Here is a 23346-nt window from a genome sequence, read left to right as displayed (position 1 = left end):
GTATTTTCTACGGCATTACGCACCTTACAGATCTTCGTTCCAAGCCTTTATTACGATTTTTGGATAATCATCATAAATCTTAATCTTCTCCGCATCAATACACCGGCCATTCTCACCCAACTCAAAAACGACCATCTGAAAAATAGCTTTACACTTGTCAGGTACATCAAAGTGGCCGCCCAATCCGGTTAAAAAGCGTTTTACCGGCACTTCACTATCCATGCCTATTACCCCATCCCTGCATCCCGTCAGCCCCACATCCGTGACATAACAGCAGCCTTCCGCAATATGCAAGTCGTCTGTTGCCACATGGGTATGGGTCCCCAAAATAGCAGAGACATCCTCTTTAAGCATATGCAGCAGTGCCTGTTTTTCACTCGATGCTTCGGCATGCATATCGATGATGATATGCCTGATCCCATCTTCCTTCAGTTTTGCAACGATACTTCTGATCATCGTAAAGGGATTATCCACCATCGGCATGGTATAGTGTCCCATCAAATTGATCACAGCGATCTCATTGCCCAGCAATGTCGTTCTAAACAGCCCTTCTCCAGGTGTTTCTTTGGGATAATTCGCAGGACGAATCAGCGGATAGTCCTCAAAAAGGTTAAAGATCTCTTTTTTATCGAAACTGTGGTTCCCTCCGGTCATCATATCGATACCGTACCCCAACAGTTCCTCACAGTTCTTCTGTGTCAGCCCGAAACCGTGCGAGGCATTCTCATAGTTGGCAATAGTGAAGTCGATGAAGTGTTCTTGCTGCAGACGTTTCAAGTGTCGTTTGATCATGAGGCGTCCGGGTTTGCCGACAATGTCTCCTATGAATCCTACCTTCACTTAAAACCTTTGAAATCTGGTTTAAATTTTTATTTGCTTTTTCCGGCAAACGGCAACAATGCACTTGCCCAGGTGAGCCCACCGCCAAACGTATCGAGTAACATCAGATCACCTTTTTTCAGTCTGCCTGACTCCCAGATATTATTGATCGCCATGGGAATAGACGCTGCGGAAGTATTCCCATACTTTCCGACCGTAAGGACCACCTGCTCCTCACTCATCTTCAATGCATCACCCACTGCCTTGATAATACGGTAATTAGCCTGGTGGGGAATAAAGTGCGGAATATCATCTGATACAAAACCATTCTTTTCAAGTATCTCTTTGACATCTTTCGTAAGGGTCTTCACTGCCAGCTTAAAGGTCTCATTTCCCTTCATCTGTACAAAATTCAACCCCTTGTCGATCACTTCCTGGCTTGCGGGATGAATAGCTCCCGGTGCCGGTGTAACAAGAAAATCAGCATAAGATCCATCTGCGCTCGCATGAATGTCAATAATGCTCTCCCCTTGTTTCTCACTAGCCGAAATGACAGCTGCACCTGCACCGTCACCAAAAAGTATACAGGTACTTCTATCCGTATAGTCCACTATCGAAGAGAACTTTTCAGCGCCGATGATCAGCACATTCTTTTTCATCCCTGATTCAATAAAGGCTTTTGCTATGGAGAGAAGATAGACAAAACCGCTGCATGCCGCAGAGATATCAAAGGCCTGTACGTTTCTGATTCCCAGTTTATCGGAGATAATACAGGCTGTTGATGGCATATTGAAATAATCCGGTGTCACGGTGGCACAGAGTACCAGATCGATTTCCTCTTTGGCTATTCCCGCACGCTCTATTGCAAGTTCTGCTGCTTTGGCAGCCATATCACTGGTATATTCATCATCGGCTGCAATATGCCTCTCTTTGATACCCGTACGTTTGACGATCCACTCATCGGTGGTATCAACCATCTTTTCGAGGTCTGCATTGCTTAGGATCTTTGAGGGGACATAGGCTCCAATGGAGCGGAAAGAAGCATAGATCTGTTTTGTTTGAGACATAGTTATCCTTAACACATAAGTGTCATATTTTACCATAATATTCTAAGGAGGATTCTAAAAAAATGGGTTTGTAGGAATAAAAGCCGTTACATTCCCGCTCTTTGGAGCAGGAGCATAATAACAAAAATTACTTTTCCTCGCTGAGAAGCTCTTCGATCTGTGTATTCACACCTGACTGTACAAAGAGAATTGCCTGGAAAATGGCATTTTTGATCGCCTTGGCGTTGGAGGCACCATGTGACACAATGGCACAGCCGTCGACACCAAGCAGCGGGGCACCGCCATATTCGTCTTTATCCACCTGCCTTTTCATGTTGGCAAAGACCTTTTTACGCATCATCAGCGCACCGATCTTGGCGGGCAGGGACTTTCGAATATACTGTTTCATTAGTTCAAACACAGTCGTGACGACACCTTCACTTGCCTTGAGCATGATATTACCGGTGAAACCATCACAGACGACTACATCTACCTTGCCGTTGAAGATATCCTTCCCCTCAACATTCCCGACAAATCCGCGAAGATTCTTGAGAAGAATGAACGCCTCTTTGGTAAGAGCATTCCCCTTACTGTCTTCCGAACCGTTTGAAAGTAATCCTACACGCGGATTTTTCAGCTTGAGTATCTTCTCTACATAGGCTTCACCCATCGCACCGAACTCATAGAGGTTCTGAGGTGTACAGTCCGTTACCGCCCCCACGTCAAGTACAAGCGTTTTGTTCTTGCCCAAACTTGGCATCAAGGTAGCCAAAGCCGGTTTGGAAATGTGCGGCAGACGTCCGATACGCAGTGTCGCCAATGTCATGGTCGCACCGCTGTGCCCTGCAGAAAGCACAGCATCGGCTTCTTTGTCACGCACCAGTTCCACCGCTTTATAAATAGAGGAATCTTTGCGTTTAAGTGCATTGGTCGCCTGATCGCTCATATCGATCACATCGCCGGCCTCTATAATCTCAACCTTGTCTATATAATACTGGGGGAGGAGTGAAAGAATCTCTTCTTTGTCGCCTACAAGAATAGGCATGAATTTTTTCTCTTCGAGTGCTTGAACAACACCTTCAATAATAGGTTCGGGACCGAAATCCCCACCCATTGCATCAATGGCAATTCTAATCATTGCGATTATGCTTTGGTCGTTTTGTACTCACCGGTTGTCATGTTCATATGGTGAGGCATTCTCCATGTTCCGTCTGCATCTTTTACAGGCATTGGAAGTGTCAACTTGTAGTGTGTTCTTCTTTTCGCTGCTCTAGTATGACTCACTCGTCTCTTAGGTACTGCCATGGTATATCCTTTGTGTAAATTTTTAGTATTCTATTTCAAAGTCTTCATCACTGTTATTGCATTGGCTGCAATAGTGATAATTTCCTCTGAGTGCATTAATTTCGCTTTCGAGAATGTACGTAAGATCTATTACGCCATCTAAAAACTCAATTATATCTAAATCATCTTTATCTTCTGAAACCATATCACTCAGTGTCAGCTTGAGTGCATACTCTGATGGAGAGGTGTATACCACCCCGCATCTATCGCAATCAAGTTCCAGCTCTCCAGATACTTTCGCATCCAGAAGTACTCGATGATAACCGCTTTTTTGTAGGGTTCCTACCATGGAGACACTATGAACCTCAAGTTCAAAAGGTTTGGCTGTGGAACCGATCCTATCAAAAACTATTTTCAAATTTTAACTTAGTGGATTTCTCTTTGTGCAAAGAAAAAGCTGATCTCGACCTTGGCATTTTCCAAAGAGTCGCTTCCATGAACCGCATTGGCATCGATACTATCTGCAAAATCTGCTCTGATCGTACCCGGTTCTGCTTCAGCAGGGTTTGTTGCACCCATCAGTTCTCTGTTCTTTGCCATAGCATTTTCACCTTCAAGAACCGTGACGACAACAGGACCGGAGATCATAAAATCTACAAGGTCCTTGAAAAAAGGTCTCTCAGCGTGAATCGCATAAAATGCTTCAGCATCCACTCTTGAGAGTCTTGTCTTCTTTGTCGCGGCGATTCTGAGTCCGGCTGCTTCAAATCTTGCAAGGATCTGCCCCACAACGTTCTTTGCTACTGCATCCGGTTTAATGATCGATAATGTCTGTTCCATACTTCATTCCTAAGCGATAATTTACTTTATAGACCTGCTACTAAAGTATTAGGGCGGGATTATACTGAAAAATGGTTTAAGAATTTATTAAAATACAATAGAAAGAGTTAATAAGAAGTTGTTTTGGGAGTAATACACTAATAATAAATAGTTTATTACCGGCAAGGAATGCTCGCCGGCATGGAAGCTGGAACGAATTAGTCTTCGATGACCGGTTCGCCTTTTGCACCTCTGTTCTCAGATACAGGCATACCTTCAACTGGGTCATCCCACTGGATACAACCCTCTGTAGGACATGCTTCGGCACATGCAGGAACATCGTGGTATCCTACACACTCTACACATTTGTCAGGATAGACATAATAGATCTCTTCTCCTGTTGGGTTATCATCCTCATCTACAATTGCTTCTACCGGACATTCGTCAATACAAGCTGCACAGTTGATACAAGTATCTGTAATAATTACTGCCATCTATTTCTCCTTTAATTGAATATGCTCAAACTATATCAAAAGATTTTTAAGAAATCCTTTAATATTTTAATAATTTTCATAATTCCGGTATTTCTTGGAAATTCCCGTACACCGGGACTTTCCTAATTGATAATGACTATATTTATAGTCCCAAAAATGCCTTGATCTCATCGACTTTATCGGTCTTTTCCCAGGAAAACCCCATATCTTCCCTTCCGAAGTGTCCATAGGCTGCCGTCTTCTTATAGATCGGCTTGAGAAGGTCAAGGGAATCGATGATACCTTTGGGTGTCAGATCGAAGAGGGATTCCACACAGGCTACGATCTTCTCTTCTTCTGTCTGTGCTGTCCCGTGCGTATCAACATAGATTGAAACCGGTTTTGCCACACCGATGGCATAGGCGATCTGAAGCGTTGCCTTGTCACAGGCGCCTGCGGCTACCAGGTTTTTTGCCACATACCGTGCAGCATAGGCAGCGGAACGGTCCACTTTCGTAGGGTCTTTCCCAGAGAAAGCACCCCCACCGTGAGGACAGCTTCCTCCGTAAGTATCTACGATAATCTTGCGTCCTGTCAGACCGGCATCTCCCTGTGGCCCGCCGATCACGAAACGTCCGGTCGGGTTAATATGGTAAGTGATATCCGAAATATCAATATCATACTCTGCCAATACCGAGTCTATTACCTCTTCTTTGACCGCCTTTTGTACCTGTTCAAGCGAAACGGTCTCGTGGTGCTGTGCAGAGACAACGATAGTATCTACCGCCACTGGTTTTCCGTCAACATATTTAACGGAGACCTGCGCCTTGCCGTCGGGACGTAGAAAAGGTACCGTACCATTTTTACGGACAGCAGCCAGTTTGCCGGTGATGTGATGTGCCAGGGAGATAGGGAGCGGCATCAGCTCTTTCGTCTCTTTACAGGCATATCCGAACATCAAGCCTTGGTCACCAGCACCGATCTCTCCGCCTTTCTGGTCCACACCGACATTAATATCAGGGGACTGTTCACCGATACCATTGAGCACACCGGCACTTCTATAATCAAATCCATACGCTGCATCGGTATAACCGATCTCACGGACAACCTCTCTTGCAATCTCTTGCATTGGTGCATAGGCAATTGTTTTTAACTCACCGGCAATAACACAAAAACCATTACTCAGCAACGTTTCACAGGCGACTCTTGCCTGCGGATCTCTTTCAATGATGTAATCAAGGATCGCATCAGAGATCTGGTCAGCCATTTTGTCCGGGTGACCTTCGGTTACCGATTCACTTGTAAAAATGTATTCGTTAGCCATTTTTTCTTTCCTTTAGATATAAGTTCGTCCACTGTCACTGAACTTAAGAAAAAGATCATATATCTCTTTATTAAATTCAACAAAGGATGCGTGATTACGCACCCTGCATTAATTTCTATCTTCTAATTTCTCATTGATTTTTTTTGCCAACTGTTCGGGAAGCAGCCCCAGGCTCTCTTCCACCAGTTTCGTATTGCCGTGCGTAATGAAGGCATCATCATACTCAAAAGAGGTTAAAGTTATGTCCAACATCCCTTTCTGGCTCAGGAGTTCAAGTATCGCTGAGCCTACACCACCCTGTTTGGCAGAATCGGAGAATACGAACCACTTCTTATAGTTCTGTGCCAGTTTTTCCAGCATCGCTTCATCGAGCGGTTTGACGAAACGAAGGTCAAGTATCGCCGGTTCTCTCTCCATCAGTTCTGCTGTCTTCTGTGCACGTCCCACGCCGTTTCCGTATCCGATGAAAAGTATATCCTCCTCACCCTCCTGTAGCAAATTTGCTTTCCCCCGTTCAAATGCAGGGGCACTGCAGTCTTCGGCAATAAAGGCTCCCCGCGGATACCTGAAAGCACAGGGGTGTTCATACTCCTTGGCAAAAGCCATTGCCAGCCTCATCGTCGTTTCGTTATAGGGTGCCAACAGTGTCATATTGGGAATAGCCCTAAGGTAGGAGATATCGAATGCCCCCTGATGGGTCTCACCATCCTCACCAACGATTCCCGCTCGGTCCAGTGCAAATGCCACTCCAAGATCCATCAAAGCGATATCGTGGATAACCTGATCATATCCTCTTTGTAAAAAAGTGGAATAGATCGTACAGAAAGGCTTGAAACCCTCTTTGGCCAGCGGTCCCATGGAAGTAACCGCATGCTGTTCGGCGATGGCAACATCCCAGAAGCGTTCAGGATATTTTTCCATTACTACGTTCATACCTGTACCACTTGGCATTGCAGCAGTCACCCCTACGACCTTTTCATCTTCATCTGCAAAGGCAAGCAGGGTTTCGGAGAAAATTGCCGTAGCCGATTTCGAGCCACTTTTTTTTGCAGATTCACCTGTCTTAAGATCGAATGCACCGACACCATGCCAATGTTCCTTTGTTCCCTCTGCTATCTCGTACCCTTTGCCTTTGGTGGTCTGGGCATGAATGATCACAGGTTTACCAAAAGCCTTGGCCACTTCCATCGTTTCGATCAGTGTTTCTATATCATGTCCATCCACCGGTCCGATATACTCGATACCCATCTCTTCAAAAAGGATACCAGGCGTGATAAGTTTGAACGATTCTTCAAAACGTTTTGCCATATAGGCTGCACCATCGGGAAAATGGTCGAGTACTTTTTCTACTTTGCCTTTGAATTTCTGGTAGAACGAGCCCGCCATCGTTTGGGAAAGGAGCTTTGAGATCGCTCCGATCGGTTTGGCGATACTCATCTCGTTATCATTCAGGATGATCACCACAGGGTATTTTCTGTCCCCCAGTTCATTGAGTGCTTCATAGACCATTCCTGCACTCATACTGCCGTCACCGATGAACGCTACCGGAATACGCTCTTCTTTTTTGAGGGCTATCGCTTTGGCTGCACCCACTGCCAGAGAGATGGAAGTTGAACTGTGTCCCGCCACATAATAGTCATAGGGTGATTCGCTCGGTTTGGTATAGCCCGAGAGTCCACCGAATTGTCGTAGGGTATCAAAGCGGTCCCATCTGTCCGTAAGCAGTTTGTGCGCATAAGCCTGGTGGCTTACATCAAAGATGAACGGGTCTTTTTTAACATCAAAGACTTTGTGCATAGCAACGATCAGGTCCACTGCACCCATCGTCGAGCTTAGATGTCCACCATTCTGACTCACAGTCGTCAGTATTTTCTCCCTGATCTTTTCTGACAGGGTATTGAGTTCTTCTATGCTGTATGCGCTGATATCTGTCATTTTATCTCTTTTTCCATATAGGCGTTAATCAGTTTTTTGGTAAAGCTTATCTGGATATCATCATAGGATAATCCCAGGTTCTCCGCGATCTCTTTCAATTCTTTTTTACTGACCCTCTTACACATTTTCTTCTTTACACTCTGTACGGTAAAAAGTTGCAGGTCAATCGGCTTCACTTCCACCTCTTCTGCCCGTACCACTGTTACTTTTTTCACGAGATGACCTCAGCAAAATGTCTGAAGAAAACATCATTCTGTACTTCAGTACCGATCGTGATACGTACACCGTTCATCCCATAGGAAGCAAGATTTCGGATGATCACTCCTCTTTTGAGCAACGCATCAGATATCTCTGTCGAATCAAGATTCTCATCAAACAGATAGGTAATAAAATTCGTATAACTCTCTATGTAACTTATACCATTTTCTTTGGCGAACGTTTCATACCGTTTGATCTGCTCCTGATGCAATGCGATAGATGCTTCAACAAATGAATCATCCTTGCAGGCTTCAATAGCAACCAAAAGGGAGAGCGTCGTGATATTGAAAGGTGGCCGCATCTTATACAACTCTTTAATAAGCTTTTCCTGCGCAATACCATAGCCTACACGCATACCGCCAAGACCATGTGCTTTTGAAAATGTACCCAGATAGATCACATTATCATAACCGATAAGATCTGTGGGAGTAACAGCATAACGTTCATCCTTTGCCGCCGCATATTCCATATAGGCACCATCCACAACGATCAAAGTGTCTTTATCAACAGACTCTATGATTTTCAGTACATCCTCTCTGCTGGTCGCATCACCTGTAGGATTATTCGGAGTACATAGATAGATGATCTTTGGCTGATACTTCCGGTATGCTTCCATAAATTCATCATATTTATGTGCATAACTCTCTGTTCTTATTATTTTGGCACCCATCTGTTTTGCATAGATCTCATACATGGCAAATGTCACCGCCGACATCAGTACAGAAGACTCTTCATTCAAAAGTGCTCTGGAAATGAACTCCAGTACCTGATCCGATCCCGCACCGATAATGATATTGTCCCCATTTACATCGAACTTTTGACTCAAAGCAGCCTTAAGTTCAAACATGCTGTCATCCGGATAGAGGTGTGCTATATCTGCATTAGATCTTATTACCTTTGCTATTGCAGGGTTTGTTCCAATAGGGTTTTCATTCGAAGCAAGTTTGACTACGTCTTTCGGAGCAATACCAAATTCACGCACTACCAGTTCTATCGGTTTACCTGCTTCATAGGTCTGAATGTTCTCCAGCACTTTATTAAATTTCATCTCTTCACCTTTTATCCGGTGGATAAATCCACCCTACATTATTCACTTCTGATATGTGTATGTACATTGTACCTATCAGATATCGTCCCGCTCTTTCACGTAAGAGCCAAGCACTTTGATCTCATCTTTGTGTTTTGCCAGTATCTCTGCGATATCTTTGTCATCTTTATGTCCGTTGAATTCCAGGAAAAAGACGGACTGGCCACCAACGATATGCGATTTGATCTTGGTCAGGTTCACTTTGGCTTTTTCAAAATCGTTCAGGAAATCGACCAGGGCACCCGGTTTGTTCGCAAGCCTTACCAGCATCGACGTTTTGTCGTCCCCGGAAGGCGCATTCTCGAAGTTCGATATGACAAAGAAGCGTGTCCTGTTGTTCATATCGTCCTCTACATTTTCAAAGAGGATCGGTAAATTGTACATCTTTGCCGCTATGGAAGGACAGAGTGCTGCCGCATGCTTGTCCTGTGCAGCAAGCTTGGCTGCTTTGGCAGTCGACTCAACCGGTATCTGCTCTATTTCATCCAGTCCCAGATCCTGCAGAAATTTTCTACACTGCCCGAAAGCGATATCTTTGGAATAGATCTTCGTGATCTTTTTGATATCCTCACATATCGTAGCAAAACAGAGATGTATGTCCATTACCACTTCGGCAATGATCTTGAGATCATACTCGTCCAGACAATTGATCGTATCTGTTACGATACCATTGGAACTGTTCTCGATGGGAACCACACCAAACTTGGCCGTTCCTTTTGCTACTTCTCTGAAAACACCCGGAATGGAACTGATAGGCAGATAAGTACTCAACGCACCGAACTTGCTCTCTGCCGCCTGATGGGTAAAACTCGCTTCCGGGCCCAGAAAGGCAACTGCTTCAGGCAGTTCAAGATTTCTTGCGACTGCGAACATTTCCAGGAAAAGCGCATCAATGGCCTCATCGGTCAGCTTGCCGTCATTCTGTGCTTTGAGCCTGTTGAGGATCGCCTGTTCACGCTCGGGACGGTAGATGGGAGCACCAGTGGTATTTTTCAGTTCACCAACCTGATGTACCAGTTCCATCCGCTCATTATAGAGCTTCAAAAGGGTATCATCAAGCCTGTCTATCTTTTCTCTGAGTTCATCTAATGTCATCTGCTCTCCTCTGTCCTGAATGCTATTGGTCCCTGTGAAGGAACTCTTTTTCCAAACGTATCTGGTCCTCATAGCTCTCGCGTCTTCGGATCAGCCTGTCTTTGCCTGCCTCAAGCGCCACTTCTGCAGGTTTCGGACGGGTGTTATAATTGCTTGCCATTGTAAAGCCGTAGGCACCTGCGGAGTGTACCACAAGAAGGTCATTGTGCTGCAAAGGCGGCAGCAGTACGTTCTTTCCGAAAAAATCCCCGCTTTCACATACTGGTCCAACTACGTCGGCAAAACTTTTTTCACCCTCGACCATCACTGCATCAATCTTGTGGTAAGCATCGTAGAGACTCGGTCGTATCAGGTCATTCATTCCCCCATCTACGATCACGAAACGTTTGCCAGCATTGACCTTTTCATACAGCACAGAGGTAAAGAAGGCTCCTGCGTTCGCAACCATATAGCGGCCCGGTTCGCATAGCAGTGTCACATCAAGCCCCTTGGTCGCATCAAAAATCGCTTCGGCGTAGTCCCGTACAGGAATTGTTATCTCATCGCTGTAGACCACACCGATCCCTCCACCAACATCGAAGAACTTGATATCGATCTTGATCGCTTTAAGCGAACGGACCAGATCTGCTACGATCTGGGCGGATTCCCTGATAGGATCAAGCTTGGTCAACTGAGAACCGATATGAAAATGGATCCCAACCGGATTGAGATATTCGGACTTGTTCGCATAAATATACATACGTTTGGCCATATCGATCTCGACACCGAACTTATTCTCATGCAGTCCGGTCGAAATATACGGATGGGTCTGGGGATCGATGTTCGGATTGACGCGGATGGAAATACGGGCCTCTTTACCCAATTCTTTGGCAATCATCTCAACACGCTTCATCTCCGCCTCACTCTCAAGGTTCAGCATCAGGATATCTTTTTCCAGGGCTTCACGGATCTCATCATCACGTTTGCCTACACCGGAGAAAATGATATTATACTTCTTAACGCCTGCGTCTAAAGCACGTCTGACCTCACCGATACTCACACAGTCCGCACCTGCACCCAGCTTGGCCAGATGTGCAATGACCGACAGGTTTGAGTTTGCTTTAACTGCATAGTTTATCAGGGATTTTTTTCCGGCGAAGGCTTCTTTGAGGTCATTGTAGCGATGTTCAATATAGTCAAAATCATACATATAGAGCGGTGTACCGTATTTTTTGGCCAGTGCTTTATAATCGATATCCATTTGATCTGCTCCTGTTCTTATCCGTGATGCTATAGATTTTAGAGTGATTTTATCCAAAAATCACTAAGAGGGAGTTATAGACGGAAGCAAAGCACCGTTTGACTGGTAATTCAGGCTATTCTTCTTTCATCCGTAAAGTAGACATACATAGCATAGATCCATAAAAGCATAATAGGTATCACTGCGGTAAATTCCGGACTGAGCACCCCGTTCGAGCCTATTTGTTCGAGGCCGAAAAGTACTCCCCAAGTAAGGAAAGTCACTCCCAGTGAGAGGGCGACCACCGCTCCGAAATTCATCATTCTGGCATGGAAAGGAAGCTTGAAAAAGAGGATCAGCATGAGTGCTATGGCAAAAAGAGGAACGATTACTTTGCTATACATTGCTGCACGGATCTTCTCCGAATCAAGGTGTTGCGCCTTAAGCAGTTTCCAAGTGTTATAGGCATCAATGATATTGAGTGCCTTCCCCTCATAAAGCGATTCGATGATCTTTGGTTTATAACCGTGCAGCGTTGCGATACGCTCCTTCTGATCTACACTGTAACGGACCAGTTCTCCCTTCCGGTAGATATGTGTCTTTACTATGGCATCCTGTGCGATCCACTCCTCATCGTTAAAAACAGCCACAGGCGCTTTGATCGTATAGCGTACCTGGTATCCGGATACTTTGAAGATGGTGATCCCTTCGATCCTTTTCTTGACAGGATCGAGTTTTTTAATATAGACAAAGGTGTCATTGTACTTAAAAAAGACATCATTGACATTGTAGGCATGGAGCTGATTCTTCAGCAACATGTTAGCTTTGTCCTTGGCATAGGAGAACTCTGTCGTATGCAGATAGATAAAGAGGGCATAGGTAAAAGAAGCTACCACAAAGATAGGGAAAAAAAGTCTCTTTTTGGTATATCCGAAAGCATGAAACGCTCCCATTGTATTGTTCTTGACAAAAGTCAGTTTGGTCATGATCACCGCAAAGACGATTGCCAGAGGGTATAACAGGCCTAATGCCTCCTGCCACATATAGAAAATATAAAGTATCTTGTAATTGGAAGAGACATTCAGTTCCTGAACATGTTGAAAGTAATCGATAGCGGCAAAGGCAAAGGAGAGTCCCAAAAGAATAGAAAAAAGATTTTTGATGTAATGTTTTGCCAGATAGCGGAAATGCAATGAAGGATATAAAATACGGATCATTCCAGCCCTTCTATGGACTTCAGGCTGTAGTGTGACTTGACGGTATTGAGGTCTTCGTACAGCAGTGCTTTACAGGCTGAAGAGACGTGCGCCACAAGTCTCTCTATCTCTTTTTGTTCATCCTCGTTGAAGGGCTGGAGCACATAATCCGCTACCTGTGATTTGTATTCCGGTTTCCCCACTCCGACACGGACACGGATATACTCTTTGCCGATATGCGCATCAAGAGACCGCAATCCGTTATGCCCGCCATGACCACCGCCCTTTTTAAAACGTACTGCACCAAAAGGCAGATCGATATCGTCATGTATCACGATGATATCTTCCAGTTCTATCTTGAAAAACTGCTTGACAATCTCGACAGATTTTCCCGACAGATTCATGAATGTGGTAGGTTTTAAAAAAAGTGTATTGGCACTGCGGAAGAGTTCGCCCTGAAAGGCGTTTTTGGAGATATTTCTGGCTCCAAGGTCATCGACAAGACTGTCGATAACTTTAAAGCCGATATTGTGCCGTGTCTCTTCGTATTTTGATCCCGGATTTCCCAGACCTACGAAGAGTGTCACGATGATACTTTCATTATTTGGATTTAATTACACCACAAACTGCAACATCAGGTCTATCCATCATTTTACAGTTTTCCGGTACTTCAATATCTCTGATGAGGATAGAGTCGTCTCTGTTAAGCGGCTCAACGTTAAGGTCGAATTTCGCAGGCATATTTTCAATAGCCCCTCTTACTTTTACTCTTCTCTTTGACATAACGAGTACACCTTTGTTCTTGAGACCGACCGGTGTTCCGTGTGTTACTACAGGTACAAGGAAGTCTGTCACCTGACCTGGAACCGTGACTCTAAGGTCTACATGTACCGCTTCTCCGTGAACAGGGTGCAGTTGATACTCCTGGATCACTACATTCAACTCTTTGTCACCCACTTTTACAGGGAAAGCAAGGCTATCCTTATTTCTGACTGCTCTCATAAACTCACCGCGTTTGAATGCGGCTTGAATGTTCTCTACGCCGTTTGCGTAAAGGTTTGCAGTCAGATAACCATCTCTTCTAAGCTTCTTTGCAGTAGTCTTTCCGATACTCTCTCTAACGATACCTTCTAACATATTTTGTCCTTAAATTAAAATAGAAGCGGATTATATCGAAACAGTTTTAAGAGAAGTTGAAGCTACTCCTCCTCAGATTTGAACTCAAAGAAATCTTCATTACCTTTGACTGTCTCTTCATCTACGATGGAACCTTTACCGACACCCTGCATTTTCAGTTTAAGGTCGGCAGGATTCGTGGCATATTCCAGTGCCACTTCCTTGGATATCTCTCCTTTTTTGATGAGATCGAGCAGCGCCTGGTCAAAGGTCTGTGTTCCGTAGATCTCTTTACCGTCAAAAAGAGCATCTGGGATCTCCAGGTCCCTGTTCTCCATAATCAATTGTTCGATCCTTGCTGTCTTCTTCAATATTTCAGCAGCCACAACTCTTCCGCCACGCTTATTTGGGATAAGTCTTTGTGAAATAACCCCTTCAAGCACTGAAGCCAGGGACATACGGATACGGTTCTGTTCTTCATTGCTGAACATACCGACGATCCTGTCGATGGTCTCTTTGGCATCGAGCGTATGCAGTGTTGAAAATACCAGGTGACCTGTATTTGCCGCATGTAGCGCAATATCGATGGTTTCCAGATCCCGCATCTCCCCGACCAGGATGATATCGGGATCTTCCCTCAGTGCTGCCCTGAGTGCATCTGAGAATGAGTGTGTATCCTGGCCTACCGATCTTTGGTTGATCAGACATCCTTTATCTTTATGGACAAACTCTATAGGATCCTCGATCGTAATAATATGCTTTTTCGTTTCGTTATTGATTTTGTCCAATATTGCCGCAAGTGTAGTCGATTTACCTGAACCCGTTACCCCTGTCACCAGTACCAGGCCACGCTGTATCTCTGTAAAGGTTTTGATCACTTCCGGAAGATTGAGTTCATCAAGTGTCATTATTCTAACCGGGATCAGACGGAAAACAGCGGAGAGGCCATCCATCTGATAGAAGACATTCACACGGAAACGATACTCATCTCCCAGCCTGTAACTAAAATCAAGTGTTCTGTCATTGACGAGTTTTTCATACTGCGCTTCATTCGTGATCTCCCGAACCATCTGTTCGACCATTTCAGGCGTCAGCATATCTTTTCCCAATACCTTTATAACACCTTGGATACGTACCCGTACCAGAGAGGCAGACTTAATGTGAAGATCACTTCCCTCATGGCTAACAAGTGTACGCAGATACAATTTAAGTTTCTCTTCCATCTTCTTTCTCCCTGCTATTTATTGACTATTCAATGCTCTTCAACATATCCAGAAATGCATTTTCAAAGGCTTCAAGCCCGTCTTTAAGCAATGAGGCATAAACCTCCTCCATATCGAACCCACAGTCTTTCAGCTTGGTGAAGTATCCATTGATCTCACTCTCTTCGATCGGCAGTTTCGGTGCTGTCGCTTTTTTGGCAATATAGGCTTCAATGGTTGCCAACGGTGCGGTATTGACAGAGTGCGGTGCCAGCAGTTCCCGTAAGTAATAATCTGCCGGAAGGTCATCCCCTTTTACCCCTGTACTGGCAAAAAGTGTCCGAATACTCGGTGTATGGTTCTTCTCTATGATATTGTAGATCCTGGCTGCATTGTAGATGCCTGTCCTGCCCGTCTCCATACCTTCGGCAGCAAGATCCGGATCGAGCAGACGGTCAAAACGGCTGACAAAAACGGAAATGACCGCATTGACCTTTCCCCCGCCATAAACCTCATAGTTATGGAGACCGGCGGTCATCGCTTTAAGACAGCGCCGTGCCTGTTCAGGAGAAAAGATCAGTGTTGCATTGACGGAGATCCCCATGGAGAGCAACTCTTTCATCGCTTCATATCCCGCATTGGTAGCAGGGACCTTTACCATCACATTGGGTTCGCCGATCACTTCAAAAAGTCTTTTACCTTCTTCGATGGTCCCCTGGGTATCATTGGAGAGGAAAGGGTCTACTTCAATGGAGATATACCCGTCATTGCCGCTTTTGTAAGCACTTTGCAGCGCCTGTGCCGCAGTACGAATATCTTCGATCGCCATTGCTTCATATTTCTCTTTGGCACTTTTGCCTGCAAGACTTTCAAGCTGCTCTTTATAGGCCGGAGAAGTTGTGATCGCGGAGGCGAAAATGGAAGGATTGCTCGTCGCTCCATTGATGACCCCTGCCTCGATCAGCTTTGAAAATTCATTTTTAAGATAATCTCTCTCCACAAAATCCAACCATAACGAGAACTTCAATTCTCTATCTACCATTCCTCTTCCTTGTATGGATAAGTCCATCTGAAATGCTGCCAGCTTCCCAGATCACTGGGCTTTTCGAGTGCCGATTCGAGTTCATCAAGATACCTGTTCCTCTCAATGACCTCGGCACCCAGTCCGACCATATGGTCCGTTTTCATCTGGCAGTCTATAAAATCATAACCTTTAGCGCCTAAAACATCACTTAGTGCTTTAAAAGCGACCTTGGAAGCATCAGATGCCAGGGAGAACATCGACTCCCCGAAAAAGGCTTTCCCCATAGCCAGTCCATAGAGACCTCCAACGAGTTCTCCCTCCCTGTAAACCTCCACACTGTGGGCAAAACCCTCTTCGTGCAGCCTGATATACGCTTCCTGCATCTCCGGTATGATCCAGGTATGGTCCTGCCCTTGACGATGTACCGTGGCACAGTGATGTATTACTTCAGGGAAAGCCTTATCGAACGTCACTGTATACTTGCCGCTGCGCAGCACACGTCGAAATGATTTTCTTACTTTGAATTTTCCGGGGTAGAGCAGCAGCCGGGGATTGGGAGACCACCATAGTATCGGATCGCCTTCATTGTACCAGGGAAAAATACCCTTTCTGTACGCCGTCAAAAGACGGGAGGAGGATAAGTCTCCGCCATAGGCTAAAAGCCCCTCATCTGAAGTAAAACGCGGGTTGGGAAAATTATAAGAGTAGTTACTCAGGGGTGGTATGAAACAATCCTCATCAAATATTGAAGACACTATAAACTCTCCATTTTAGCCGCAATCAACCGTAGGGTGCTGTCTCCCGACGGCACCAATATTTGTGAGTTGTTTCTGGTGGTGCTGTGAGGACACAGCACCCTACATATTTTGTAGAAGAGAAACATTTTATTTCCCGAAATCAAATGTCAGTTTCCCGTTTTTAAGACCGACCTTGACCAAACCGCCTTTTTTCAGTCTCCCGAACAGTATCTCCTCTGTCAATGCCTCTTTTATTTTCTCGTCGATTACACGGGCGATGTGTCTTGCACCGTAACGTTCATCATATCCTTCATTTGCCAGATACTCTTTGGCTTTTTTGCTTACTTTCACTTTGATATTCTTCGGTTTGAGCATAAAGTTGAGCTTATCAAGCTCCACATCCACAATGGAGACCAGTGTCTCAAGATCAAGCGTATTGAACTCCACCACAGCACTCAAACGGTTCATGAACTCCGGAGCGAAGAAGGCCTTAAGCGCCTTGTCTGTTTTCATGGAGTTATCTTTGTTGAAGCCCATCACGTTGGCTTCTTTGGTCCCGATGTTGGAGGTCATGATGAGAATGACATTCTTGAAGTCACTCACCACACCGTTGTTGTCCGTCAGTTTGGCACCATCCATCACCTGAAGCAGAATGTTCATAATGTCAGGATGTGCCTTTTCTATCTCATCGAGCAGCAGTACGGTATGAGGATGTTTCTTGATCATCTCTGTGAGCAGACCACCCTGTTCATACCCTACATAGCCCGGAGGTGCACCAACCAGGCGGCTGATGGTATGCGCTTCCATGTATTCGCTCATATCGATACGCTCGAAATGCACATGCATCGTCCCTGCAAGCTGTGTCGCCAAAGCGGTCTTTCCGACACCTGTGGGCCCCACGAAAAGGAAGGAACCGATAGGGCGGTTTGGGGCATTCAGCCCGGCATAGGAACGCTTGATCGCTGTTGCCAACTCTTCGATCGCTTCATCCTGCCCGATGATATGCGCAGAAAGGTCTTTTTCCAGTGTCTTGAGCTTCTTCGTATCATCCGTACCAATGACAGTTGAGGGCAGTTTCATCATCTTGGCAACACCCTCTTCTATATCTTTGCGTTTGACAGTAACTCCTTCTGTACCTTTCAGCATGAAGTGTGCTCCTACCTCATCAATGATATCCATCGCTTTGTCCGGGAGGAATCTGTCATGCAGATATTTTACGGAAAGGTCGATCGCCGACTGTAGCGCTTCGTCGGTGAACTTGATATTGTGATGATCCTCGTATTTGTGCTGTACTCCTTTGAGGATGGTAAAGGTATCTTCCGTGCTTGGCTCCTCCACATCTATCTTGGCAAATCTTCGGCTGAGTGCCTTGTCTTTGTCGAAAAAATTCCTGTACTCCGCATACGTCGTTGCGCCGATACACTTGAGGTCCCCTCTTGCCAATGCCGGCTTGAGCAGATTGGAAGCGTCCATGCTCCCTCCGCTTGTCGCACCTGCACCTACCATCGTATGGATCTCATCGATGAAGAGAATAGCATCGTCCATCCGGCTGAGTTCCTTGATGATCCCTTTGAGGCGTTTCTCGAAATCACCCCGATATTTGGTCCCGGCGATCAGGGCACCCATATCCAACGCGTAGACCTTTGCATTCTTGATCACATCGGGGACATCTTCCTCGGAGATCTTCAGTGCCAGGCCTTCCGCAATGGCCGTTTTACCCACTCCCGGTTCCCCGACGAGCAGCGGATTGTTCTTCTTGCGGCGGCAGAGGGTCTGCATCACACGGTCTATTTCATCCACACGTCCGACCACAGGGTCTATCTTACCGGTTTTTGCCAGAGCCACAAGCTCCATCGTAAACTGCTCCAGAACAGTTTCTTCTTTGGCAGGTTTGTCCATTTCAGTCTGGGCATGATCTTCTCTGTTGTGGGAGATCACCTCCAGTATATCCACACGGGCGATCCCCTCTTTTTTCATCAAATAGACCGCATAGGAGTGCTCCTGCATGAAGATCGCCGCAAGCATATCCCCTATGCTTGCTTCCGTCCTCCCCGCAGAGTGGATATGTGTCATCATATCGTTGATCGCCCTTGAAAGCGCCACGGTCTCAAAAGGCTCCACCGCCTCTTTCAGTGAAGGAATGGTCTTGTGGATATGCTCCACGATCCCTTCTTCAAGTATTTCAAGATTCGCATCGAGTGTGGAAAGTATCTCTATCCCCTCTTCGCTTCTGACCACAGAGAGAAACACATGTTCCACTGTCAGGTACTCATGTCTGTTCTCTTTGGCATATTTTACGGCATTTTTAAATACATCATTGAGTGCTATACTAATCATTTTTTATTCCTTATACATCTTCTTCTATTGTAGCCAATAGCGGAAACTCATTCTTCTTCGCGAGCTGCTTGACCTGTTGGGCTTTTGTCTGGGCGATCTCAAAGCTGTATACACCGCAGATCGCTTTTCCTTTTTCATGTATCTGCAGCATGATCTGTACCGCCTGCTCCTGGGTCTTATGGAAGATCGAAGTTAATACTTCCACCACAAAATCCATACTGGTATAATCATCATTATGCAGCAGTACCTTGTACATCTGCGGTTCCCATAGTTCCAACTCTACATCCGACTCAACTTCAAACTTTGGCATATTGTGTTAATATTCCTTATAATTAATGGTTTATACTATTATACATAAAAGTAGCCCGGATTTTGCAATAGAATCACAAAATATCTTGCTGGTGCTTGTCTATATTGCAAAATCCAGGCTTAGGAGATTTTCAAGTGTCATCCCTTTTCATCACTGCAACCGGTACCAATGTGGGCAAAACATACACCACACTCAAGCTCCTTGATGCACTGGCGGCCAAAGGCCGGTCAGTCGGTGTCTTCAAGCCTATCGAAACAGGTGTCTTAGAGAGTGCTCCTGACGCCACTATACTACTTGAATCTTGCCGAAAGGTTAACAGGAATTTCGAAGGTCTTAAAACAGAAGATATCACAGCCTATACCTTCCCGCTTCCCGCTGCACCATTCTGTGCCGATACCAACCATAAGATCCGTATAGACCGTATCCTCGAAAAATATCATCAACTTTCACAGCTTTGCGACATCCTACTTGTCGAAGGAGCAGGTGGATTGATGGTCCCGATTAGCAGAGACTTTTTTATGATAGACCTCATCAAAGAACTGCAAACCAGAGTACTTCTTGTCACTCCCAGCAGACTGGGATGTATCAATGATACCCTTCTCTCCATGGAAGCATTAAAGTCCCGTAATATGGCATTTGACTGGTGTGTAAACCTCTACGAGGATGCAGAAAGTTTTGCAGAAGTCACACAACCCTTTTATGATGCAGTTTTTTCGGCGTGGTGGAGTGACAAAGAAGGGATGGAGAAGTTTGCCCGATCCCTATAGGCTACACTCCCTTTTTACCACAGCTTTGATATAATCACAGCATAATTATTTACCGCACCAAGTAAATACTTCATTCATTAAGGATGCGCATGCAACATCTTGTCGATACCAGCAATTTTTCCGACGCCCAGATAGCTCAACTGCTTCATGATGCCAAAGCTTTCAAAGCACAGCGTCCTCCCCAACTGCTCAGGGACAAACTGATCATCACTCTCTTTTTCGAAGCTTCGACACGTACCAGGAGCTCTTTTGAAGTCGCTGCAAAACGTCTGGGTGCTGCTGTGGTGCATCTTGACCCCAGCAGAAGTTCGACCAAAAAAGGGGAATCTCTTGAAGACACCTTTGCCAACCTTTGTGCCATGGAGCCCGACGGTGTCATCATCCGCCATGAAGAGAATGAGGCTCCGAGCATTCTTGCCGACATGCAGATGACTTCAGTCATCAATGCCGGTGCGGGGAATTATGCCCATCCTACCCAGGCACTGCTCGATCTTTTCACACTGATGGAACATTTTGACGGAAATATAGAGGGAAAAACCATCGCCATTGTAGGGGACATCGTTAGCTCAAGGGTGGCAAGTTCGGGTATCCGCCTGCTGAGACGTATGGGAATGAACATCATCCTGGTCGCACCCAAACCCTTCATGCCCCAAAGTGACCTGCCGCAATATGAGAACCTTGAAGATGTACTGGACAAGATCGATGTTATTATGAGTTTGCGAGCACAGCTTGAACGTCATGCCTCACCAATATTTGATGACTATGGCGAATATGCCAGACACTACTGCATCACCAAAGAACGCCTCGGTGAAAGAAACATCCTCATTCTCCACCCCGGACCCGTCATGAGAAACATCGACATTTCCGACGAAATGCTTGAAGACCCCAGATGCAAAGTACTCACACAGGTAAAGAACGGTGTATACATGCGAATGGCAATCCTGAAATTATTGATGTTGGACAGCAATAATTAGCGTTGAGTGTTAAGCGTAGCGTTTAAAAAGTAGAAAATAACAATAGGGGAACGAAGAAGTGTGGCTGAATTCAAAAGACGGTTTTTCCCAAATCAATCAATTAGGTCAAAACCGCACCCCATTCCTCTTCATCATCTCCTACGATAAAACAAAGATCTTCGCCCAGCCTCTCGAAACACTTGAGAGCGATATATTCTACAAACTGCAGGACTGGCGGAACTACCCGGTCAAAAAAAGAACTGAGGCATTTACCTTTTCAAAAATACCCGTCGATTTTCCCATCTATAGGAACAGTATGGAAAAAATACTCGAAGAGATACGTTCGGGCAATACCTATCTGCTGAACCTTACCTTTAGAACACCCATCGAAAGCAGTTTCACTCTCAAGGAGATCTTTACTTATGCCAGAGCAAAATTCAAGCTCTATTTCAAAGATGAGTTTATCTGCTTCTCTCCCGAAATGTTCGTAGAAACAGAAGGAAACACCATCGCCACTTACCCGATGAAAGGAACAATAGATGCCGATATACCCGATGCGGAACACCGTATCCTGAACGATGAGAAAGAGATGGCGGAGCATATCATGATCGTCGATCTGATGCGTAACGACCTCGGGATTATCGGAATTAATGTCAAGGTAGAGAAGTTCCGTTATGTTGACAGGATCAAAGCAGGAAAGAAAGAGCTGTTTCAGGTCAGTTCCAAGATCACCGCAACACTCCCTGAAAACTGGAGAGATGATCTCGGCACACTACTTTCAAGTATCCTTCCAGCCGGCTCCATTACCGGTACCCCGAAAAAGTCCACGGTTGAGATCATTAGTGATATTGAAAACTATGAGCGCGGGTTCTATACCGGTGTATTCGGTATTTTTGATGGTGAATCCCTGCGTTCCGGGGTCATGATACGTTTCATCGAAAAAGAGAACAACAGACTCTTCTACAAAAGCGGCGGGGGTATTACTCTGGATTCAGATGCAACAAGCGAATATGAGGAACTGATAGACAAAGTCTATCTTCCGCTGTAGATCATTGTTGTTTTAAAAACTCCGAAGGAAAACTCACCGCTTTTGGCGTGAAGAGTTTGGCTTTTATCTCTTCCGTACCGGGCACGTTCGTCATCGGTCATCTTTTTTCCTTTTTGATATACATCTGTCTTTACGCTCTTTCCATTTATATTGTACATCATCTTTTACTTTGGAGAAATAAAGCTTCCCTGAATTTCTCCACGGATCTATGACGATCCCCGTATCGAACGGTTTGCCTTTAGCCGTAATGACCAGAACATTGTGTTCACTCCAGTACCGGCCTATATTGGCACCGCCAAGATGAAAGCTGAAGTCAGGATACGCCTGTTTGATCATATAAATATACAGCGCATCGCTCCAGTCGTAACACAGACCCTTTTGACGAAAACCTGTATTTACCAGTGTATTGTGCAGCCATGGCGGTGAGGTAAGATCAAATTTTCTGGTGAGCTGTGCTGTTTGAATAAAGAGATCTTTCGAGAGCCGATCTGCCATTTTTGCTTCAATGCTCCTATCCATTTGCTGAAGCATTATGGAGAGTCTTTTTACTTCGGTATCTTTTAGGGGTACCGGTTTGACCGTACATCCTGTCAAAAGAAAGAGGATGAAAAAAAACTTAAGTAAATGTCTGTACATACATTGTCGGCAGGTACGCCATGATCGCAAGCATGAGCAAAACCATCAACCCGCTGTATATCCCAATGAACTTCGGATCTTTGGAGAGCAGATAGCCGCCTATGAACCCTACGATCGTACCAGCTACGTGGGCACTGACATCCACGTTCGGAATGGAAAAGCCTATCACCAGGTTGATCACGATGATCACAGTGAACTCTTTCATAAATGCTTTTGTATGTTCCCCGAGATGCTTTCTGTGAGCAATGAAAAAACCGGCCAGTGCGCCAAATACACCGAAAATAGCACCCGATGCCCCGATCCCCACACTCGCAGGATGGATATAAAGAGATACCAGCCCACCAAGAAGCCCGGAAAAAAGATAGATACTCAGGTAGGATTTTGTATCGAAGTACATCTCCATACCCCGTCCTATGATGTAAAGTGAGACCATATTCATCAGAATATGCGTCATGCCGCCATGCAGGAACATCGCGGTAAAAAGACGCCACCATTCTCCTTTCAGCACAGTCAACGGGCCATAGAGCGCACCCATATCGACCAGGACATGCATATCCATATCGACGATACTGCCGCTGAAGAGCGCAGACAAAAGATAAATAACACTGTTAATGGCAATAATGCTATAGGTAACCTTATAGCGTGAAAATTCTTTCATACG

General features: G+C 45.3%; 26 protein-coding genes. 3 read left to right on the top strand and 23 right to left on the bottom strand.

All coding sequences use genetic code 11. The features are described from left to right. Window positions 1-24: 24 nt before the first annotated feature. The 21 genes from YH65_RS01940 to YH65_RS01840 all read right to left on the bottom strand — a co-directional run bounded on the left by YH65_RS01940 (window position 25) and on the right by YH65_RS01840 (window position 19281). Window positions 25-840: a TIGR00282 family metallophosphoesterase gene (locus YH65_RS01940; RefSeq protein WP_046550394.1), complete on the bottom strand. Its 816-nt coding sequence runs from the start codon at window positions 838-840 to the stop codon at window positions 25-27. A gap of 29 nt (window positions 841-869) precedes the next feature. Continuing rightward, window positions 870-1886 carry a beta-ketoacyl-ACP synthase III gene (locus YH65_RS01935; RefSeq protein WP_046550393.1) on the bottom strand — a complete coding sequence of 339 codons (1017 nt, stop codon included), beginning with the start codon at window positions 1884-1886 and terminating at the stop codon, window positions 870-872. Window positions 1887-2013: 127 nt separating this feature from the next. After that, window positions 2014-3003 (bottom strand): phosphate acyltransferase PlsX, encoded by a 990-nt coding sequence (gene plsX, locus YH65_RS01930; protein ID WP_046550392.1) that lies wholly within the window; start codon window positions 3001-3003, stop codon window positions 2014-2016. A gap of 5 nt (window positions 3004-3008) precedes the next feature. Beyond that, on the bottom strand, window positions 3009-3170 hold the full coding sequence (gene rpmF / locus YH65_RS01925; RefSeq protein ID WP_012083812.1) for a 50S ribosomal protein L32: 162 nt from the start codon (window positions 3168-3170) through the stop codon (window positions 3009-3011). 22 nt (window positions 3171-3192) lie between these two features. Then, on the bottom strand, window positions 3193-3498 hold the full coding sequence (locus YH65_RS01920) for a YceD family protein (protein WP_245609208.1): 306 nt from the start codon (window positions 3496-3498) through the stop codon (window positions 3193-3195). Window positions 3499-3575: 77 nt separating this feature from the next. Next, window positions 3576-3989: a nucleoside-diphosphate kinase gene (ndk, locus tag YH65_RS01915; protein WP_046550390.1), complete on the bottom strand. Its 414-nt coding sequence runs from the start codon at window positions 3987-3989 to the stop codon at window positions 3576-3578. A gap of 197 nt (window positions 3990-4186) precedes the next feature. Next, entirely contained in the window at window positions 4187-4462 is a 276-nt protein-coding gene (locus tag YH65_RS01910; protein ID WP_046550389.1) for a 4Fe-4S dicluster domain-containing protein, read from the bottom strand. A gap of 142 nt (window positions 4463-4604) precedes the next feature. Beyond that, window positions 4605-5765, bottom strand: a complete 1161-nt coding sequence (metK, locus tag YH65_RS01905) for a methionine adenosyltransferase (RefSeq protein WP_046550388.1) — start codon at window positions 5763-5765, stop codon at window positions 4605-4607. 108 nt (window positions 5766-5873) lie between these two features. Then, window positions 5874-7700: a 1-deoxy-D-xylulose-5-phosphate synthase gene (gene dxs / locus YH65_RS01900; RefSeq protein WP_046550387.1), complete on the bottom strand. Its 1827-nt coding sequence runs from the start codon at window positions 7698-7700 to the stop codon at window positions 5874-5876. Further along, window positions 7697-7915, bottom strand: coding sequence for a hypothetical protein (locus YH65_RS01895; RefSeq protein WP_046550386.1), 219 nt, complete (start codon window positions 7913-7915; stop codon window positions 7697-7699). The genes dxs and YH65_RS01895 overlap by 4 nt, the downstream gene beginning before the upstream one ends. Next, window positions 7912-9006, bottom strand: coding sequence for a histidinol-phosphate transaminase (gene hisC, locus YH65_RS01890; RefSeq protein WP_046550385.1), 1095 nt, complete (start codon window positions 9004-9006; stop codon window positions 7912-7914). The genes YH65_RS01895 and hisC overlap by 4 nt, the downstream gene beginning before the upstream one ends. A gap of 75 nt (window positions 9007-9081) precedes the next feature. After that, complete coding sequence (gene pheA / locus YH65_RS01885) at window positions 9082-10140, bottom strand: chorismate mutase (protein WP_046550384.1); 1059 nt, start codon at window positions 10138-10140, stop codon at window positions 9082-9084. A gap of 22 nt (window positions 10141-10162) precedes the next feature. Beyond that, window positions 10163-11380, bottom strand: coding sequence for a diaminopimelate decarboxylase (gene lysA, locus YH65_RS01880; protein ID WP_046550383.1), 1218 nt, complete (start codon window positions 11378-11380; stop codon window positions 10163-10165). A gap of 110 nt (window positions 11381-11490) precedes the next feature. Beyond that, the gene (locus YH65_RS01875) at window positions 11491-12576 is read right to left on the bottom strand and encodes an LptF/LptG family permease (RefSeq protein WP_046550382.1); all 1086 of its coding nucleotides are present in this window, start codon (window positions 12574-12576) and stop codon (window positions 11491-11493) included. Continuing rightward, window positions 12573-13142: an aminoacyl-tRNA hydrolase gene (gene pth / locus YH65_RS01870; RefSeq protein ID WP_046550381.1), complete on the bottom strand. Its 570-nt coding sequence runs from the start codon at window positions 13140-13142 to the stop codon at window positions 12573-12575. Before pth ends, YH65_RS01875 begins: the two co-directional genes overlap by 4 nt. Window positions 13143-13155: 13 nt before the next feature. Next, a complete protein-coding gene (locus tag YH65_RS01865) occupies window positions 13156-13692 on the bottom strand; it encodes a 50S ribosomal protein L25/general stress protein Ctc (RefSeq protein ID WP_046550380.1) in 537 nt (178 codons plus the stop codon). 62 nt (window positions 13693-13754) lie between these two features. Further along, the gene (locus tag YH65_RS01860; RefSeq protein ID WP_046550379.1) at window positions 13755-14894 is read right to left on the bottom strand and encodes a type IV pilus twitching motility protein PilT; all 1140 of its coding nucleotides are present in this window, start codon (window positions 14892-14894) and stop codon (window positions 13755-13757) included. 25 nt (window positions 14895-14919) lie between these two features. After that, window positions 14920-15915 (bottom strand): transaldolase, encoded by a 996-nt coding sequence (locus tag YH65_RS01855; RefSeq protein ID WP_046550378.1) that lies wholly within the window; start codon window positions 15913-15915, stop codon window positions 14920-14922. Then, complete coding sequence (gene aat / locus YH65_RS01850; RefSeq protein ID WP_179944238.1) at window positions 15909-16652, bottom strand: leucyl/phenylalanyl-tRNA--protein transferase; 744 nt, start codon at window positions 16650-16652, stop codon at window positions 15909-15911. Before aat ends, YH65_RS01855 begins: the two co-directional genes overlap by 7 nt. 129 nt (window positions 16653-16781) lie before the next feature. Further along, window positions 16782-18971, bottom strand: a complete 2190-nt coding sequence (clpA, locus tag YH65_RS01845; protein ID WP_046550377.1) for an ATP-dependent Clp protease ATP-binding subunit ClpA — start codon at window positions 18969-18971, stop codon at window positions 16782-16784. Between the two features lie 10 nt (window positions 18972-18981). Next, entirely contained in the window at window positions 18982-19281 is a 300-nt protein-coding gene (locus YH65_RS01840; RefSeq protein ID WP_046550376.1) for an ATP-dependent Clp protease adaptor ClpS, read from the bottom strand. A 134-nt stretch (window positions 19282-19415) separates the two neighbouring features. On the opposite strand from YH65_RS01840, the gene bioD reads away from it, so the two are divergent. From bioD to YH65_RS01825, 3 genes are all read left to right on the top strand, one after another. After that, window positions 19416-20048 carry a dethiobiotin synthase gene (bioD, locus tag YH65_RS01835; protein ID WP_046550375.1) on the top strand — a complete coding sequence of 211 codons (633 nt, stop codon included), beginning with the start codon at window positions 19416-19418 and terminating at the stop codon, window positions 20046-20048. Window positions 20049-20137: 89 nt separating this feature from the next. Further along, a complete protein-coding gene (locus YH65_RS01830) occupies window positions 20138-21022 on the top strand; it encodes an aspartate carbamoyltransferase catalytic subunit (protein WP_046550374.1) in 885 nt (294 codons plus the stop codon). A 58-nt stretch (window positions 21023-21080) separates the two neighbouring features. Then, window positions 21081-22049: an aminodeoxychorismate synthase component I gene (locus tag YH65_RS01825; protein ID WP_046550373.1), complete on the top strand. Its 969-nt coding sequence runs from the start codon at window positions 21081-21083 to the stop codon at window positions 22047-22049. A 90-nt stretch (window positions 22050-22139) separates the two neighbouring features. Here YH65_RS01825 and YH65_RS01820 read toward each other — a convergent pair whose 3' ends face one another. Further along, the gene (locus tag YH65_RS01820; RefSeq protein ID WP_046550372.1) at window positions 22140-22685 is read right to left on the bottom strand and encodes a hypothetical protein; all 546 of its coding nucleotides are present in this window, start codon (window positions 22683-22685) and stop codon (window positions 22140-22142) included. Next, entirely contained in the window at window positions 22666-23343 is a 678-nt protein-coding gene (locus YH65_RS01815; RefSeq protein ID WP_046550371.1) for a rhomboid family intramembrane serine protease, read from the bottom strand. The genes YH65_RS01820 and YH65_RS01815 overlap by 20 nt, the downstream gene beginning before the upstream one ends. Window positions 23344-23346 lie beyond the last annotated feature (3 nt).

Origin of the sequence: Sulfurovum lithotrophicum, from assembly GCF_000987835.1 — a bacterium.
Taxonomy (GTDB): domain Bacteria; phylum Campylobacterota; class Campylobacteria; order Campylobacterales; family Sulfurovaceae; genus Sulfurovum; species Sulfurovum lithotrophicum.
This window is presented reverse-complemented; position numbering and strand designations above follow the sequence as displayed.

Excerpts from the sequence above, each read along its gene's own strand:
- ndk (WP_046550390.1), bottom strand. The coding sequence starts at position 3,989 with ATGGAACAGACATTATCGATCATTAAACCGGATGCAGTAGCAAAGAAC.
- pheA (WP_046550384.1), bottom strand. The coding sequence starts at position 10,140 with ATGACATTAGATGAACTCAGAGAAAAGATAGACAGGCTTGATGATACC.
- dxs (WP_046550387.1), bottom strand. The coding sequence starts at position 7,700 with ATGACAGATATCAGCGCATACAGCATAGAAGAACTCAATACCCTGTCA.
- metK (WP_046550388.1), bottom strand. The coding sequence starts at position 5,765 with ATGGCTAACGAATACATTTTTACAAGTGAATCGGTAACCGAAGGTCAC.
- YH65_RS01830 (WP_046550374.1), top strand. The coding sequence starts at position 20,138 with ATGCAACATCTTGTCGATACCAGCAATTTTTCCGACGCCCAGATAGCT.
- YH65_RS01910 (WP_046550389.1), bottom strand. The coding sequence starts at position 4,462 with ATGGCAGTAATTATTACAGATACTTGTATCAACTGTGCAGCTTGTATT.
- rpmF (WP_012083812.1), bottom strand. The coding sequence starts at position 3,170 with ATGGCAGTACCTAAGAGACGAGTGAGTCATACTAGAGCAGCGAAAAGA.
- YH65_RS01815 (WP_046550371.1), bottom strand. The coding sequence starts at position 23,343 with ATGAAAGAATTTTCACGCTATAAGGTTACCTATAGCATTATTGCCATT.
- clpA (WP_046550377.1), bottom strand. The coding sequence starts at position 18,971 with ATGATTAGTATAGCACTCAATGATGTATTTAAAAATGCCGTAAAATAT.
- YH65_RS01875 (WP_046550382.1), bottom strand. The coding sequence starts at position 12,576 with ATGATCCGTATTTTATATCCTTCATTGCATTTCCGCTATCTGGCAAAA.
- YH65_RS01860 (WP_046550379.1), bottom strand. The coding sequence starts at position 14,894 with ATGGAAGAGAAACTTAAATTGTATCTGCGTACACTTGTTAGCCATGAG.
- YH65_RS01820 (WP_046550372.1), bottom strand. The coding sequence starts at position 22,685 with ATGTACAGACATTTACTTAAGTTTTTTTTCATCCTCTTTCTTTTGACA.
- YH65_RS01855 (WP_046550378.1), bottom strand. The coding sequence starts at position 15,915 with ATGGTAGATAGAGAATTGAAGTTCTCGTTATGGTTGGATTTTGTGGAG.
- YH65_RS01840 (WP_046550376.1), bottom strand. The coding sequence starts at position 19,281 with ATGCCAAAGTTTGAAGTTGAGTCGGATGTAGAGTTGGAACTATGGGAA.
- lysA (WP_046550383.1), bottom strand. The coding sequence starts at position 11,380 with ATGGATATCGATTATAAAGCACTGGCCAAAAAATACGGTACACCGCTC.
- YH65_RS01935 (WP_046550393.1), bottom strand. The coding sequence starts at position 1,886 with ATGTCTCAAACAAAACAGATCTATGCTTCTTTCCGCTCCATTGGAGCC.
- YH65_RS01920 (WP_245609208.1), bottom strand. The coding sequence starts at position 3,498 with ATGGTAGGAACCCTACAAAAAAGCGGTTATCATCGAGTACTTCTGGAT.
- hisC (WP_046550385.1), bottom strand. The coding sequence starts at position 9,006 with ATGAAATTTAATAAAGTGCTGGAGAACATTCAGACCTATGAAGCAGGT.
- YH65_RS01865 (WP_046550380.1), bottom strand. The coding sequence starts at position 13,692 with ATGTTAGAAGGTATCGTTAGAGAGAGTATCGGAAAGACTACTGCAAAG.
- plsX (WP_046550392.1), bottom strand. The coding sequence starts at position 3,003 with ATGATTAGAATTGCCATTGATGCAATGGGTGGGGATTTCGGTCCCGAA.